Source organism: Coriobacteriia bacterium (genome assembly GCA_041658765.1).
In the GTDB taxonomy this organism is placed as follows: Bacteria; Actinomycetota; Coriobacteriia; order Anaerosomatales; family JBAZZO01; genus JBAZZO01.
In genome coordinates, this window is sequence record JBAZZO010000008.1 from 49,904 (window position 1) to 63,752 (window position 13,849).

The 13,849-nt window shown below is 69.3% G+C and carries 17 protein-coding genes; 12 read left to right on the top strand and 5 right to left on the bottom strand.

The window, feature by feature from the left end:
• Positions 1-70 precede the first annotated feature (70 nt).
• Positions 71-754, bottom strand: coding sequence for a hypothetical protein (locus WC971_06285; protein ID MFA5844420.1), 684 nt, complete (start codon positions 752-754; stop codon positions 71-73).
• A 158-nt stretch (positions 755-912) separates the two neighbouring features.
• Between WC971_06285 and WC971_06290 the strand changes: the two genes are divergently transcribed.
• From WC971_06290 to WC971_06325, 8 genes are all read left to right on the top strand, one after another.
• Positions 913-1,638: an SIMPL domain-containing protein gene (locus WC971_06290; protein ID MFA5844421.1), complete on the top strand. Its 726-nt coding sequence runs from the start codon at positions 913-915 to the stop codon at positions 1,636-1,638.
• Between the two features lie 56 nt (positions 1,639-1,694).
• On the top strand, positions 1,695-2,189 hold the full coding sequence (locus tag WC971_06295; protein MFA5844422.1) for a TIGR00725 family protein: 495 nt from the start codon (positions 1,695-1,697) through the stop codon (positions 2,187-2,189).
• 89 nt (positions 2,190-2,278) lie between these two features.
• Complete coding sequence (locus WC971_06300; protein ID MFA5844423.1) at positions 2,279-3,022, top strand: SDR family oxidoreductase; 744 nt, start codon at positions 2,279-2,281, stop codon at positions 3,020-3,022.
• A complete protein-coding gene (locus WC971_06305; protein ID MFA5844424.1) occupies positions 2,991-4,646 on the top strand; it encodes a hypothetical protein in 1,656 nt (551 codons plus the stop codon). The genes WC971_06300 and WC971_06305 overlap by 32 nt, the downstream gene beginning before the upstream one ends.
• Positions 4,647-4,713: 67 nt before the next feature.
• The gene (locus WC971_06310) at positions 4,714-5,331 is read left to right on the top strand and encodes a nucleotidyltransferase domain-containing protein (protein MFA5844425.1); all 618 of its coding nucleotides are present in this window, start codon (positions 4,714-4,716) and stop codon (positions 5,329-5,331) included.
• Positions 5,279-5,701 (top strand): HEPN domain-containing protein, encoded by a 423-nt coding sequence (locus WC971_06315; GenBank protein ID MFA5844426.1) that lies wholly within the window; start codon positions 5,279-5,281, stop codon positions 5,699-5,701. Before WC971_06310 ends, WC971_06315 begins: the two co-directional genes overlap by 53 nt.
• Positions 5,702-5,705: 4 nt before the next feature.
• Positions 5,706-6,002: an Arc family DNA-binding protein gene (locus WC971_06320; GenBank protein MFA5844427.1), complete on the top strand. Its 297-nt coding sequence runs from the start codon at positions 5,706-5,708 to the stop codon at positions 6,000-6,002.
• An 8-nt stretch (positions 6,003-6,010) separates the two neighbouring features.
• A complete protein-coding gene (locus WC971_06325; protein MFA5844428.1) occupies positions 6,011-6,400 on the top strand; it encodes a type II toxin-antitoxin system VapC family toxin in 390 nt (129 codons plus the stop codon).
• A 242-nt stretch (positions 6,401-6,642) separates the two neighbouring features.
• Here the strand turns inward: WC971_06325 and WC971_06330 are convergent, their stop codons facing one another.
• Positions 6,643-7,251: a DNA-3-methyladenine glycosylase 2 family protein gene (locus WC971_06330; GenBank protein ID MFA5844429.1), complete on the bottom strand. Its 609-nt coding sequence runs from the start codon at positions 7,249-7,251 to the stop codon at positions 6,643-6,645.
• On the bottom strand, positions 7,248-8,531 hold the full coding sequence (serS, locus tag WC971_06335; protein ID MFA5844430.1) for a serine--tRNA ligase: 1,284 nt from the start codon (positions 8,529-8,531) through the stop codon (positions 7,248-7,250). The genes WC971_06330 and serS overlap by 4 nt, the downstream gene beginning before the upstream one ends.
• Before the next feature lie 202 nt (positions 8,532-8,733).
• On the opposite strand from serS, the gene WC971_06340 reads away from it, so the two are divergent.
• Together WC971_06340 and WC971_06345 are read left to right on the top strand one after the other, a co-directional pair.
• A complete protein-coding gene (locus WC971_06340; protein ID MFA5844431.1) occupies positions 8,734-8,988 on the top strand; it encodes a hypothetical protein in 255 nt (84 codons plus the stop codon).
• On the top strand, positions 8,985-9,416 hold the full coding sequence (locus tag WC971_06345; protein ID MFA5844432.1) for a type II toxin-antitoxin system VapC family toxin: 432 nt from the start codon (positions 8,985-8,987) through the stop codon (positions 9,414-9,416). Before WC971_06340 ends, WC971_06345 begins: the two co-directional genes overlap by 4 nt.
• On the opposite strand, the gene pheA is transcribed toward WC971_06345, so the two are convergent.
• Positions 9,379-10,200, bottom strand: a complete 822-nt coding sequence (pheA, locus tag WC971_06350; GenBank protein MFA5844433.1) for a prephenate dehydratase — start codon at positions 10,198-10,200, stop codon at positions 9,379-9,381. The two genes, WC971_06345 and pheA, sit on opposite strands and share 38 nt — an antisense overlap.
• On the bottom strand, positions 10,197-11,810 hold the full coding sequence (locus WC971_06355; protein MFA5844434.1) for a GGDEF domain-containing protein: 1,614 nt from the start codon (positions 11,808-11,810) through the stop codon (positions 10,197-10,199). The genes pheA and WC971_06355 overlap by 4 nt, the downstream gene beginning before the upstream one ends.
• A 108-nt stretch (positions 11,811-11,918) precedes the next feature.
• Between WC971_06355 and larB the strand changes: the two genes are divergently transcribed.
• Together larB and larC are read left to right on the top strand one after the other, a co-directional pair.
• Positions 11,919-12,674 carry a nickel pincer cofactor biosynthesis protein LarB gene (larB, locus tag WC971_06360; GenBank protein MFA5844435.1) on the top strand — a complete coding sequence of 252 codons (756 nt, stop codon included), beginning with the start codon at positions 11,919-11,921 and terminating at the stop codon, positions 12,672-12,674.
• Complete coding sequence (gene larC, locus WC971_06365) at positions 12,671-13,831, top strand: nickel pincer cofactor biosynthesis protein LarC (protein MFA5844436.1); 1,161 nt, start codon at positions 12,671-12,673, stop codon at positions 13,829-13,831. The genes larB and larC overlap by 4 nt, the downstream gene beginning before the upstream one ends.
• Positions 13,832-13,849: the final 18 nt, after the last annotated feature.

Consider the following 13,849-nt stretch of genomic DNA (forward strand, 5'->3'; position numbering starts at 1 on the left):
GCTCCGAAATGCTTCTCTGAGCGGTGCCCGGCGACATGGTGCAGCGATTGTAGCAAATGCTGAGGCCGTACTATCCCCCAGCGGCCTTCCGGCGCTCGAGGTACTTCACGATCCAATCGGTGACCGCCATACCCGCGCCCGCGAAGACACCGGCCGCCAGGATGAAGGCGCCCGCCTCGTTCTCGGGGTTGCTCCGCATCGCGAGCACCACGACCACCGCGAACACCACGATGATGACCGTCGAAGCGAGACGCGCCACGTCGAGACGCACGTGTTCGCGGCGCGAGGGCGAGAGGTCGCGGACGGCGGCGATGTCGAGCCACACCACGAAAGCGAGCACCGCCACCGCCACGATCGCCGCTGCCGCGACCGGTCCCGCGAACTCCCAACTCGTGAACGGCTTCGCGGCAAGGCTGGTGACGGCCACCAAGAGCATGGCCGCGATCCAGATCGCGTTGCCGCCGACGAAGTGTCCCCCGAGCGCGGACAGTACGACGGTCCGGTCGATGCGACGACCGTGGAGCACCCACGTCAGCGCGGGCCCGACGACCGTCCCAGCGAGGCTGAGGATGGCGACGGCAGCCATGAGGAACATCTCCAAGGGAGTCTTCGGAGCGGTCCCGAGAGGCGTCAGCCCCCCGAGGGAGAAGATCGCGAGACTGAGCCCCGTGAACAGGCCGAACGTGCCCGCCGTGATCAGACAGGCGTCGCCGGCGAGCTCGACGCGAGAGCCGGGCTTGAAGGTCTCTCCCATGGTCCCCACCCCCTGTTCGGAGTATATACCTCGCCGACGACCGCGAACCGCCCACGGCGGCACGGCGTCCGAAGGGGTGGCGGTCGCTTCCGGGCCGCCGATGGGAACCATCCCGATGTGGGCCCGCACACGCGGGCTCCGGCGAGAGGAGGCGCGGCATGAAGCGGTATCTCCCCGCGCTGCTCGCGGCGCTCCTGGCCGTGGCGGCGCTCGGTCTGGCCGGCTGCCAGACGAAGGTGGTGACGTCGCCTGGCGGCGGCGCCCCGATCGACACCGTCACCGCGCAGGGTAACGGCAAGGCGCTCACCGCGCCCGACAAGGCGGAGATGACCTTCGGCGTCAGCATCACCGACTCCGACGCCAAGCGCGCGCTAGACCGCGCCTCGACGACCGCCCGGGCCATCACCGACGCACTGCTTTCGGCTGGCATCGCGAAGGACGACATCCAGACCGCGGGCATCACGCTCTTCCCTCAGCGCGACAACAGCAACCACGTCACCGGCTACTCCTCGTCGATCTCGGTGCGCGCCGTCGCGCGCGACTTCGCGAAGCTGGGCGCGGTCATCGAAGCGGCCACGAAGGCTGGCGCCACGGAGATCGGCGGGCCGTCGTTCATGGTCTCCGACGACAATCCCGCCAACGACAAGGCGCTGTCCGCCGCGGTCGACGACGCGCGCAAGCGCGCCGGGACGATGGCCAAGGCCGCCGGTAAGAGCGTCGGCCGCATCGTGAGCGTCTCGGAGGCCGGCGTGCAGTCGCCGGGGCCGATCTACGATCAGCGTTTCATGGCCTCCGCGCGGTCGCGCGGCGCGGCCGCGCCTCCGGTCGAGCCGGGCAGCATGGAGACCGTCGCTCAGGTTACGGTCGTCTTCGAGCTGAAGTAGCCCCGGGTAGCGCCCACCACCCCCGTTCGGCTACGCTCCGGCACGGGGGTGGTGGCATGCGCACGGTCGTCGGCGTGATGGGCTCGGGCGAACCGCTCGACCCGGCGGGCTACACGCGGGCCTACGAGGTCGGTCGGCTCGTCGCCGGCCGCGGCTGGGTCCTCGTCAACGGCGGACGCGCCGCCGGGGTGATGGACGCCTCCGCGAAAGGCGCCCACGACTCCGGTGGCCTCGTCGTCGGTGTGCTCCCCGACGCCGACGCGGACGAGGCTTCGACGCATCTCGACATCGCCGTGCGCACGGGCATGGGAGAGGCGCGCAACGTCGTCAACGTCCTCACGAGCGACGTCGTCATCGCCCTGCCGGGAGGCGCGGGCACGCTCTCCGAGATCGCGCTGGCGCTGCGCGCGGACGTCCCGGTCGTCGCGCTCGACTTCCCCCTCGGCGTCGCCTTCGCCCGGTTCGAGAGCGCGGGACTGCTCTCGAACGCGAGCACCCCCGAGGAAGCCGTCGACCTCGCCGCGCGAGAACTCGCGAAGAGAGGGCTCTAGATGCCCGCGAAGCCCTCCGGACCGCTCGTCGGCAAGACCGTCGTCGTCACCGGCTCCTCGCGCGGCATCGGACGGGCGATCGTCGAGGCGTGCGCCGAGGCGGGCGCCAATGTGGTCGCGAGCTCACGGACCCCGAAGCGGTCGAGGACCTCGTCGCCGAACTGCACTCGAGGCACCTGCGCGCCGCCGGCGCCGTCGCGGACGTGCGCTCCGATACCGACCTCGCGCGCCTGCTCGAGACGGCCCTCGCCGCGTTCGGCCGCGTCGACGTGTGGCTCAACAACGCCGGCGTCTCGGCCGGCTACCGGCATCTCGACGACCTCTCACCGGAAGAGGTGCGTGAGATCGTCGACATCAACGTCACCGGCACGCTGCTCGGTTGCCGTTTGATGGCGCCGTACTTCGCGGAGCATGGAGGCATCCTGGTGAACATGGCCGGACGAGGCTGGGGCGGCGAGGCGACCCCTCACACCGCCGCATACGCCGCCACGAAAGCCGCGGTCGCGAGCATCACCCGCAGCGTCGCGGCCGAGAACCGCGGCCGACGCATGTCGGTCCACGCGTTCGTGCCCGGCATGGTGCGTACCGACTTCTACCGCGACATGCGCGTGAGCCCGCGTCTGGCGGCCAGCGCCGGCAACGTCGAGTTCGCGCTCGACGCGTTCGGCGTGCCCCTGCCCGAGGTCGGCCGGGCCTTCGTGCGCGTCGCGTCGCAGGAGCCGGGCCGCGTCACCGGCAAGGTCTACTCGGCGCTCACGCCCGGGCGCACCGCTCGCGGTATCGCTCGGATGATGTACTTCCGTGCCAGCGGACGCATGCGCGAGCCGGGCTAGAGGGAGGCGCATCTCAGAGGCGATGGGAGACTACGAGTACCGGCGCCGCGAGCGCCATTCACCCGCCAGCCGCCCGGCCGCGAGCCGCCGCGCGCCGGTGGGCCGCATCGTAGCCGCGAGCGCGCTCGGCGTGCTCGCATTCCTCGCCGCGGGCGCGTGGGTCACGTGGGCGATGACGCGCCCGGCCGTCGCGCTCGTGACCGCCGATCCGGCCGACGCCGCGATCACCCTCACCCCTCTCGGCTCGGCAGAACCGCCGTCGACGGCGCGCGGACGGTTCTCGACCTCTACGCTCGAGCCCGGCCCCTACCACGTCGTCGTCGAGCGCAAGGGCTTCCGCACCTTCGAGCGCGACGTGCATCTCTCGCGCGGACGCTTGATGCGCCTTGCGTGCGTACTGCGTCCGAAGCCGTTCGCGCTCAGCGTCAGCGCTCACCCCAAGGGCGCGACGGTCGAGGTGCGCGCGGGCGGGCATTCGATGCGCGGGCGGGCGCCCTGGCGAGGCGCCGTCGCCGCCGGGCCAGTCACCGTCACGGTGACCGCGACGGGCCGGGACCCCGTCGTGCGCCGGCTCTTCCTCGACGCTTCCGCGACCATCGACGCTTGGCTCGACCCCAAGGGTCAGATCGTCTCGTGCGCCGGGGTGCTGCGCTGCGGCCCGGCGCCCAAGGCGATCGCACTCACGCCCGACGGACGCGAGGCATGGACGACGCTGCTGGGCGGACCGCCCTCGGTAGAAGTGTGGGACCTGCGCTCCGGTCGCCGCGTCGCAGCGATCGACCTCGGCAAGAACGGCGCGGTGGAAGTGACGTTCTCGCGCAACGGGAAGCGCGCGTACGCGAGCCAGATGGAGACGGCCCGCGTCTTCGAGATCGACACCCGCACGCACCGCGTGCTCCGCTCGCTTCCCACCCACAGCTCGTGGACGAAGGTCGTCGCGCTGTCGCCGGACGGGAGCACGCTCTTCGCCGCCAACTGGGTCGGCAACGACGTCTCGGAGATCGACCTGATCACCGGAGAGGTGCGACGGCGCATCCCCACGGTGCGCACGCCGCGAGGGTTGTGGCCGACGAGGGACGGGAAGTCGCTCTACGTGGCCGGCTTCGACAGGGGCGATCTCGCGCGCATCGACCTCGCGACCGGGCGAAGCTCCGTCGTCTTCCGGAGCGGCGGAGCGCTGCGCCACCTCGTCGCCGACGAGCAGCGCGGAGTCCTATACGCGTCGGACATGGCCCGCGACTGCGTGTGGGTCCACGACCTGGAGACCGGCGGTACCCGACGCTTCGTCACGACCGACCACAAACCGAACACCATCGACCTCTCACCCGACGGGATGATGCTCTTCGTCTCGTGCCGGGGAGCGAACAACCCGCGCTCGTACTACCTGCCTGGCCCGGAGTGGGGATCGGTGCTGATCTTCGACACGAGGAGCGGCCGACCGCTCGACGCGGTCGTCGGCGGCGATCAGTGCACCGGACTCGACGTCTCGGACGACGGCCGCACGCTGGTGTTCTCGGACTTCCTCGGAGACGCGCTGCGCGTCTACCGCGTACCGCCGTACGCCACGCTCGAGGCCGGAAGCGGCGGACGCTACCCGATGCACCTCGCCGACCTGCGCAAGTAGGAGAGCGGGCGGCTAGAGCAGCGTATGCTTCGTGCATACGTGTGTATCTAAATGCTATACTTCATCCATGCTGAACAGACTCCTGGGATCCAAGACCAGAGCGCGGCTTCTGACGTTGTTCATGACACACGCGCACCGTCGCTTCTACCTGCGCGAAGCCGCTCGAGAAGCCGGCGTGCCGCTGCGTGGGGCCCAGCTCGAGCTCGCCAACCTCACCGCGCTGGGCATCCTCCGTCGCCAGCCCGAGGGCAGCAACGTCTGGTTCGCCGTGGCGGAGGACCACCCGATCTACCCGGAGCTCCGGCTGCTCGTGCTCAAGACCACCGGGATCGGCGCCGTCATCAGCGATGAGTTGCGAAGCCACGATGCCACCGGCATCGAGGCGGCGCTCATCTTCGGCTCGGTGGCCGAAGGGACGGACGACGCCGACAGCGACGTCGACCTCATGGTCGTGACCGACGGAGCGACCGACCCTGTCTACGAGGCCGTCGAGGCCGCGGAAGAGATCGTTAAGCGTCCGGTCAACGTCGTGGTGTTCACTCGTTCCGAACTCGAGCAGCGCCTGACGTCGGCCGACGGCTTTACGCGACGCGCACTCGAGGGGGCGAAGATCTTCCTGATCGGCGGTACGGATGGGATTCCAGGATCTCCTTCAAGCGGGGCTGATACGACCGGTCCGCGCTGACCCGGAAGAGATCCGCGCACGCTTCCAAGTAGCGACCAGAGACGCCGAGCTTGCCGAGGGCCTGTTGTCGACCGACCTGGACTGGGCACTGATCGTCGCGTACAACGCCATGCTCCAAGCGTGCACAGCATCGATGTTCGCCCAGGGATTCCGGCCGCGCGGGACCGACCATCACCGGACGGTGATCCGCTTCATCCGATCGACCCGCCCCGACCTCGAAGATATGATCCGCAGGCTCGACGGGCTGCGCCGTCGCCGGCATCGCGCGGTCTACGAGGTAGTGGGCAGCGTCTCCGCATCCGACGCGAAGCGAGCTGTCGCCATGGCGAGCCGACTCATCGCTGCTCTGGGCGGTCGTTCTAAGGAGTGATATCATGTCGGTATCGTCAGTCACCAAGACCGAGGTGGGCACGATACCGAACTTCCTGCTTCGCAACATGGACCCGGAGCTCATGGAGCAGATGCGCCGCCGCGCGAAGGAGCACGGCCGCTCTCTCCAGGCGGAGATCCAGACCACCCTTCGGCGCTCGCTCGCTCGCGAAAAGCGGGCGGCGTTCCTCGAGCAGGTCGACCGGTTCCTGGACGAGACGCGCGGCCGAGAGGCGTTCGACGCGACAGCCGCCATCCGTCACGACCGCGACGCCGGTCACAAGCCGTGGCTCGGGTACTAGACGCGAGCGTGCTGCTGCACTGGCTCGCGGACGAGCCGCTCTCGGCGCAGGCGCGCGCCCTGCTCGCGTCCCAGGACGATCTGCTCGCGCCCGTCCTCGCGCGCTCGGAAGTCGGCAACGGCCTCTGGATGCAGGTCCGCTGCGGCCGCATGACGATCGAAGAGGCGAGCGTGCGCATGGAGGCGCTGGCGGACAGCGGCGTGCGCTTCGTGGACGACCCGGCCCTGCAGGTCGCGGCGCTGCACATCGGAGCCCGCCTGGAGCACCCCGCCTACGACTGGGAGTACGTCGCGCTCGCCATCGCCGAAGGCTGCGACCTGGTCACCGCCGACGATGCGCTGTGGCAGCGCGCATGCGAGATTATCGGCGAGCGCGCGGTGTGGCTGAGCGACGTGTGAGGCGGTGTGCAGATCTACCACCGCGTGGTAAGCATGGTAAGAATTTCACCACGCGGTGGTAGATCTGCAGGGACGTCAGAGTCCGTCCGCAAAGACTACAAGGCGTTTGTGACCGGCGCATTCGAAAACATGAAGACGTTCCTGCTTACTCAGGTCCTCAGCAGCCAAGAGGATGACTAATTCCCACTATCGGAATGTCACCCCGACGCCCGCTCCCCCTACCCCTCTCCCAGCACCAGCCCTCAGTCCAGCGCGTCCCACAGGTAGAGCGACGCGACCGACCGGTACGGTCGCCAGCGGTCGGTGATCACCGCCAGCGCCTGCGCGTCGTCGAGCACGCGCGGGCCGTAGAGCAGGCCGATGCTGCGACGCAGCCCCGCGTCATCGAGAGCGAAGACATCCGGCCGTCCGAGCGAGAAGATCAGGAACATCTCCGATGTCCACCGGCCGACGCCCTTGATCGTCGTGAGGCGGCCTATCGCCTCCTCATCGCTCAGGTCATCGAGCGCGTCGAGGTCGACAGACCCGTCTGCCACGCGAGTCGCCAGGTCGGTGACGTACGTGAGCTTGGCGGCCGAAAGGCCCGCGGACCTGAGAGCGTCCCGATCGGCGGCGGCGACTCCGCCGGCGGTGACCGTGCCGACCGCCGCTTCGACGCGCGACCATATCGTTCGCGCCGCCTTCACCGACAGCTGCTGGCCGACGATCGCCCGCGCCAAGGCGGCGAACCTGTCTTCGCGCAGTTCGAACGATGTGACGCCGATCTGCTCGATCAGACCGGCGAGACGCTCGTCGTTCGCGATCAGGTGCTCGACGGCGTCGCCTCCCGGCCCGTACGACACACGGGTCACTTGCGGATCGCGTCCGTTCCCATGTAGCCGCGCAGCACCTCGGGCACGACGACGGAGCCGTCGGCCTGCTGGAGGTTCTCGAGGATAGCAGCGACGGTGCGCCCGACGGCGAGTCCGCTGCCGTTGAGTGTGTGCACGAGGCGCGAGCCCTTGAACACGCCGGGGTCGCGGTACTTGATCGACGCGCGGCGCGCCTGGAAGTCCCAACAGTTCGAGCAGCTCGAGATCTCCTTGTATGCGCCGTACGACGGCAGCCAGACCTCGATGTCGTACGTCTTCGCCGCTCCGAAGCCCATGTCGCCGGTGCACAGCGTGATCACGCGGTACGGCAGCTCGAGCAGCTCGAGGATGTTGCACGCGTCGGTCACCATGCCCTCGAGCTCATCCATCGACTCCTCGGGCTTCGCGAACTTCACCAGCTCCACCTTGTCGAACTGGTGGACGCGGATCATTCCGCGCGTGTCGCGCCCGGCGCTGCCCGCCTCCTCGCGAAAGCACGGCGTGTACGCGGTGTAGTGCAGCGGCAGGTCGGCGGCCTCGAGGACCTCGTCGCGGTGGATGTTCGTGAGCACGACCTCGGCGGTCGGCACGAGGTACAGCGGCGTGCCCTCGCCGGACGTCTTGAAGAGGTCCTCCTCGAACTTCGGGAGCTGCCCCGTACCGGTCAGCGTCTCGGCGTTTGCGAGCACCGGCGGCCACCACTCCTTGTAGCCACGGGCCGTGTGCGTGTCGAGCATGAAGTTGATCACGGCGCGCTCGAGCCGGGCTCCGAGCCCGCCCATGAGCACGAAGCGGCTCTTCGCGAGCTTCACCGCGCGCTCGAAGTCGATGATGCCGAGTTCGGGGCCGAGGTCCCAGTGCGCCTTCGGCTCGAAATCGAACTCTCGCGGCGTGCCCCAGCGGCGCACCTCGACGTTGGCGGTCTCGTCGGCGCCGACCGGCACGCTCTCGTGCGCGATGTTCGGGATCGTCATCAGCAGGTCGCGCACGTCCGCCTCGACCTGCGCCAGAAGCGCCTCCAGAGAAGTGAGCTCGTCGTTTATCGCGCGGACCTCGTCCTTGAGCGCGTCGGCGTCGTCGCGACGGCCCTGCTTCATGAGCTCGCCGACCTGTTTCGACGCCTCGTTGCGCCTCGCCTGCCGCGCCTCGACCTTCCCGATGAGCTCGCGACGCTCCTCGTCGTGCGCGGAGAACCCGTCGAAGTCCCACGAGGACCCGCGGTCGGCCATCGCCTGCCTCACGGCGTCGATGTTCTCGCGGACGAAGCGTGCGTCGAGCATGTGGACCTCCCAGGCAAGGGCGGACTCATTCGCGCGTCGAGGCGCTAGGACGAGTATAGCGGAGCGTCGGGACGAGGATGTTCAGCCCCCGGTAAGACCTCGGTTCGACCGCCGCGCTACCATCCGGGCGTTGTCGCCACGAGAGAACGGGGGTAGGATGACGAGTGCTAGCGTTTCGCTATCAAAGAACCGGAGGATCGTCGTGCCGGACATACTGATCAGAGGGATCGATGCGGACGCGTATGCGCGCCTGAAGTCACGGGCCTCCCTACACGGGCGGTCCGTGAACGCCGAGGTAAGACGGATCCTCGAACACTCGGTCCGGCCACGCCTCACGCGGGAGGAATGGTCCGAGAAGACGCGGGCGCTTCGTAGCGAGATCGCCGCCGACTGGGAGCATCGCGGGATGACGCCCCCGTCCTCGGTCGATCTCATCCGCGAGGACCGCGATCGGTGAGCGCGCGGAGGGTGCTCGACGCGAGCGTCGCGGTCGCCGTCAACGTGCCTGAGGCCGCAAGCGAAGCATGCATGACCCTGATCGACGAGACGCGCGAGCGCCTCGTCCCCGACATCTTCTTCGCCGAGTACGGGAACGCCGTGTGGAAGCGCCGGATGCGCGGCGACATCACCGCGGAACAGGCGTCGATCGCGATGGAGTGGCTCGGAGACCTCGATGTCGAGACCGTGCCTTGCCGAGATCACATCGCCGAAGCCGTGGAACTCGCCATCGCCATGGGGCAGCCGGTCTACGATTGCCTCTACCTAGTGCTCGCGAGCCTCTACGACGCGGAACTCGTCACGCTGGACACGAACCTCGCCGCCGCCGCGCGGCTGGCCGGCGTCGGCGTCACCGTCCCGCTTTCGGGTAGCTTCCGAGCACCTTGACCTCGCGCAGCTTCAGGCGCAGGCACTCGAGCGCGAGCGCGACGCGCTCGTCCTCGAGATGTCCCTCGAGGTCGACGAAGAACATGTACTCGCCCAACCCCTTCTTCGTCGGTCTCGACTGGATCTTCGTGAGGTTGATCTGCCCGTAAGCGAACTCGGAGAGGATCATCAGCAGCGCCCCGGGCTTGTCCTGGCGCAGGAACAGCGCGAGCGACGTCTTGTCGCGACCCGTGCGCGGCCGGATGCCGCGTCCCACGACGACGAACCGCGTCTGGTTCCCGCGGTAGTCCTCGATGTCGCGCTTGAGCACCGCTCCGCCGTGCAGCTTCGCCGCGAGTTCGGTGCCGATCGCCCCCAAGCCGGGCTCCTCGACCGCCCTGAGCACCGCCTCGGCGGTGGAGTTCGCCGCTTCTATCGCACGACCCGGCAGATGGTCGGCGAGCCACCGGCGGCACTGCGCCGTCGCCTGCGGATGGCTCACGACCGCCTTCACATCGCGGATGCCCGTCGCGGGCCCAGCGATGAGCGCGTGATGGACGTCGAGCACGACCTCCTGCTGGATGTGCAGGTCGGAGTCGAAGGCGAGCGCGTCGAGGGTGGCGTTCACGCTGCCCTCGATGGAGTTCTCGATCGGCACGATGCCCGCCTCGGCGGAGCCTCCCTCGACCGTGACGAAGACGTCGGGGATGTTGGCGCACTCGACCGGTTCGACTTCGGGCAGGTCCATCGAGAAGAGGGCCTCCTCGCTGAACGTGCCGGACGGTCCCAGGAAGGCGTACCTCACGTCGTCTCCTCCTCGTCGTCGTGGGAGACGGCAGCGGCCACACGCGGCGAGCGCACCCGGTCCTTGCCGGTCGTCTTCGCCTGGTAGAGCGCCTCGTCGGCCTCCCGCAGCAGCGACTCGCGGTCCTCGCCGTGGACGGGATACGAGGCGAGACCGACGCTGATCGTGAGCCGCACGGTGCGCGCGCCGTCCACATCGACGAAGCCATGCTGCTCGACCGCCTCGCGGACCTTCTCCGCAACGACGAAGGCGCCTGAGGCGTCGGTCTCCGGCAGCAGCACCGAGAACTCCTCGCCGCCGTAACGCGCGACGATGTCGACCTCGCGCACGCTCGTACGCAGCACCTCGCCGAGCTCCTCGAGCGCCTTGTCCCCCGCGACATGACCGAACGTGTCGTTGTAGGCCTTGAAGTCGTCGACGTCGATCATGAGGAACGACAGGTCTTTCCCGTAGCGGCGGGTCCGCTCGACCTCCTGGTCGAGACGCTGCTGCAGGAAACGGTAGTTGTAGAGTCCCGTCAGTTCGTCCGTGATGGAGAGCCGCTTCGTGAGCTTGTACAGCTGCGAGTTCTCGACCGCCACGGCGAGTTCGCTCGCGACGGCCTGGAGGACGAGGCGGTCCTCGTCGGTCATGCCGTCGATACGCTCGGACTCGGCGCAGAAGACGACCATCATCTGGTTGTGCTCGAGCAACGACGCGCACGAGAAGTGGCCACCGGACGACTCCGCTTCCATCGCGGCGAGGTCGAGATAGGGCTCGACGCCGAGACCGGACGCCGGCACCTCGGCCGTCTGCACGCCCTGGCTCGCACTGAACAGGGTCAGCCCCTTCTGCTTGTCGATGACGAACAGCGCGCACGCCGGCATGTCGATGACCTTCTGGAGGATGTCGAGAACGAGCGGACCGACGCTCTCGAAGTCGAGCGTGGAGTGGATGACCTCGGTGATCTCGGAGACGGCGTGCAGCTCGGCGAGGCGACGGTTGAGCCGCTCGTTGAGCCCGGCGATGTGGCGGCTGCTCTCCTCCAGTTCGCGCCGGCGCAGGTCCTGCCGCTCGACGCCCACCGCGACGACGAGTCCGAAAGCGAGGATCGACACTCCCTTGAGCGCCACGAAGAGCACGTCGTCGAGGGTGCTTCCTGCCGCATGCGCCAGCAGGAGCGCAAAGAGGTAGGTGACGGCCACTACGCCGGAGATGGTCCACGCCGAACGGGTGCGCAGCACCCAGGCATAGACGAGCGGGAGGGCGAGCACCACAGGGTACATTGGGTCGCCGTGCTCGTACGTCGCCCACGTCAGCACGCCAAGCGTCACCAGGTCGAACGGAAGGACGACCATCATCACGCTGGCGAGCCGCATCGAGGACGCGAAGACCACGCAGAGCCCGACGGCGGTGGTGATCGCGAAGAGCCCAAGACCGCCCGCGAACAGCTGCCCTTCGAGCCAGCCGGGGAAGTCGATGATGCCGGGGACGAACATCGACACGAGCGTCACCACGATGGCGACACGCCCGACGAAGTAGGCGCGCTCGCTCACCGTCAGCGCCGGGGAGACCCTGCCGGCAGCGACGGGCGGCGGCTCGGCGTGAGTATGCTCTGCAGCGTCTGGCATGCGGACACCGTTCCTCCTGCGCCGGTGCTAGAGTGGCACCGGACGGACGTACGGGCAGTATACCGCGTCCCGCCGGCGCTCCGGACGGGACGCTTGACGGGAGGTCGCATGGACGAGAAGCGGTTGCGGGAGCTGCTCGCGGGGGTCGCCGACGGCACGACGGGCGTCGAGGCGGCCGCGGACGAACTCGCTCGGCTCCCCTTCTGCGACCTCGGCGACGCCAAGGTCGACCACCACCGCGAGCTGCGCTGCGGCTTCCCCGAGGTCATCTTCTGCGAGGGCAAGTCGCCGTCACAGGTGCGTGCGATCGCTCGCGAGCTCCTCGACCGTGGAGACGTCGTCCTTGGCACCCGAGCGTCCGCCGCGCACTTCCAGGCGGTCGCGCAGACCATCCCCGAAGCGCGCTACTTCGAGGAGCCGCGCATCCTGCTCGTCGATCGCCGCGCGGATCCGCCGCGCGAAGGACACATCGTCGTCGCCTCGGGGGGCACCGCCGACCATGCCGTCGCCGAGGAGGCCGCAGTCTGCGCCGAGGTCATGGGGAACCGCGTGACGCGCCTCTACGACGTCGGCGTGGCAGGCATCCATCGGCTCCTCTCTCACCAGGACGTCCTGCGCGACGCGCGCGTCCTCGTCGCGGTCGCCGGCATGGAGGGCGCCCTGCCCTCACTGGTGGCGGGACTCGTGGCGGTACCCGTCGTCGCCGTGCCCACATCGGTAGGGTACGGGGCGAGCCTCGGCGGGCTCGCGGCGCTGCTGGCGATGCTGAACTCCTGCGCGTCGGGCGTCGGGGTGGTCAACATCGACAACGGTTTCGGCGCGGCCGCGCTGGCCAGCCGCATCAATCGGGAGCGCGACCGGTGATCGCGTTCGTCGACGGCGTCACCGGCGTCTCTGGAGACAAGCTCCTCGGCGCGCTGGTCGACGCCGGCTTCGAACCCGACGCGCTGGCGGCCGCTCTCGACGCGCTCGGCCTCGGCGACTTCGACCTCACCGTCGCTCGCACGTCCCGACGGGGCATCGCGGCGACGAGCGTGGTGGTCGAGCCGTGCGGCGAGGAGCCCGACCGCTCGTGGCGCGAGATCCGTTCCCTCGTCGGAGCATCCGGCCTTTCCGCACCCGTGCGCGATGGCGCGATCGAGGCGTTCCGCCTGCTCGCGGAGGCCGAGGCGCGCGTTCACGGCGTCAAGGTCGAGAACGTGCGCTTCCACGAGGTGGGCGCCCTCGATTCCATCGTCGACATCGTAGGTGTCTCGGCGGGTCTCCACGCACTGGACGTGACCGATCTCGTCGCCGCGCCACCCGCGCTCGGCTCGGGGACCGTCCAGACACGCCATGGCGCTCTGCCCGTGCCCCCGCCCGCCGTCGCCGAGCTGCTGCGGGACGTCCCCTCCTACGGCTCAGACCTGCCCGGCGAGCTCACCACGCCGACCGGCGCGGCGCTCCTTCGCGCCTTCGCCTCGCGGTTCGGGCCCATGCCGGCCATGACCGTCACGGCGGTCGGCTACGGTGCCGGCTCGCGCGACCTGCCGGCCGCCAACGTCACGCGAGTCGTGATCGGAGAACCGGCTTCGTCCGTCCCCGACGGACTCTCCCGCGAGACCGTCGTCGAACTCTCCGCGAACCTCGACCATCTCTCCCCCGAGCACGTCGCGTTCGCCGCCGAGGAGTTGCTCGAAGCCGGCGCGCTCGACGTCTGGCAGACGCCCGTGGTCATGAAGAAGGGACGCGCGGCGGTGCTGCTCACGGCGCTCGCCACGCCACCCGACGCCGACCGGATGGCCGGCCTCCTCCTCAGGCTCACCGGTTCGCTCGGCGTCCGGATGCGCGCCACGGAACGGCTCGTCGCGCCCCGCGAGGTCCGGGAGATGGAGACGTCCCTCGGTACCGCGCGCGTGAAGGTCGCGCGCATCGACGGACGCGACGTGATCCGCGCCGAGTACGAAGACGTGGCCGGGATCGCCCGTCGGCTCGCCGCCGAAGCGCAGGAACTGCTCCGAGGCGAAGACCCGAGGAGATGAAGGGGGCCCGCGGGCTCG

Bases quoted from the DNA above. Each gene is read 5' to 3' on its own strand.
- WC971_06285 (MFA5844420.1), bottom strand. From the start codon at position 754: ATGGGAGAGACCTTCAAGCCCGGCTCTCGCGTCGAGCTCGCCGGCGAC.
- WC971_06290 (MFA5844421.1), top strand. From the start codon at position 913: ATGAAGCGGTATCTCCCCGCGCTGCTCGCGGCGCTCCTGGCCGTGGCG.
- WC971_06295 (MFA5844422.1), top strand. From the start codon at position 1,695: ATGCGCACGGTCGTCGGCGTGATGGGCTCGGGCGAACCGCTCGACCCG.
- WC971_06310 (MFA5844425.1), top strand. From the start codon at position 4,714: ATGCTGAACAGACTCCTGGGATCCAAGACCAGAGCGCGGCTTCTGACG.
- WC971_06315 (MFA5844426.1), top strand. From the start codon at position 5,279: ATGGGATTCCAGGATCTCCTTCAAGCGGGGCTGATACGACCGGTCCGC.
- WC971_06320 (MFA5844427.1), top strand. From the start codon at position 5,706: ATGTCGGTATCGTCAGTCACCAAGACCGAGGTGGGCACGATACCGAAC.
- serS (MFA5844430.1), bottom strand. From the start codon at position 8,531: ATGCTCGACGCACGCTTCGTCCGCGAGAACATCGACGCCGTGAGGCAG.
- WC971_06355 (MFA5844434.1), bottom strand. From the start codon at position 11,810: ATGCCAGACGCTGCAGAGCATACTCACGCCGAGCCGCCGCCCGTCGCT.
- larB (MFA5844435.1), top strand. From the start codon at position 11,919: ATGGACGAGAAGCGGTTGCGGGAGCTGCTCGCGGGGGTCGCCGACGGC.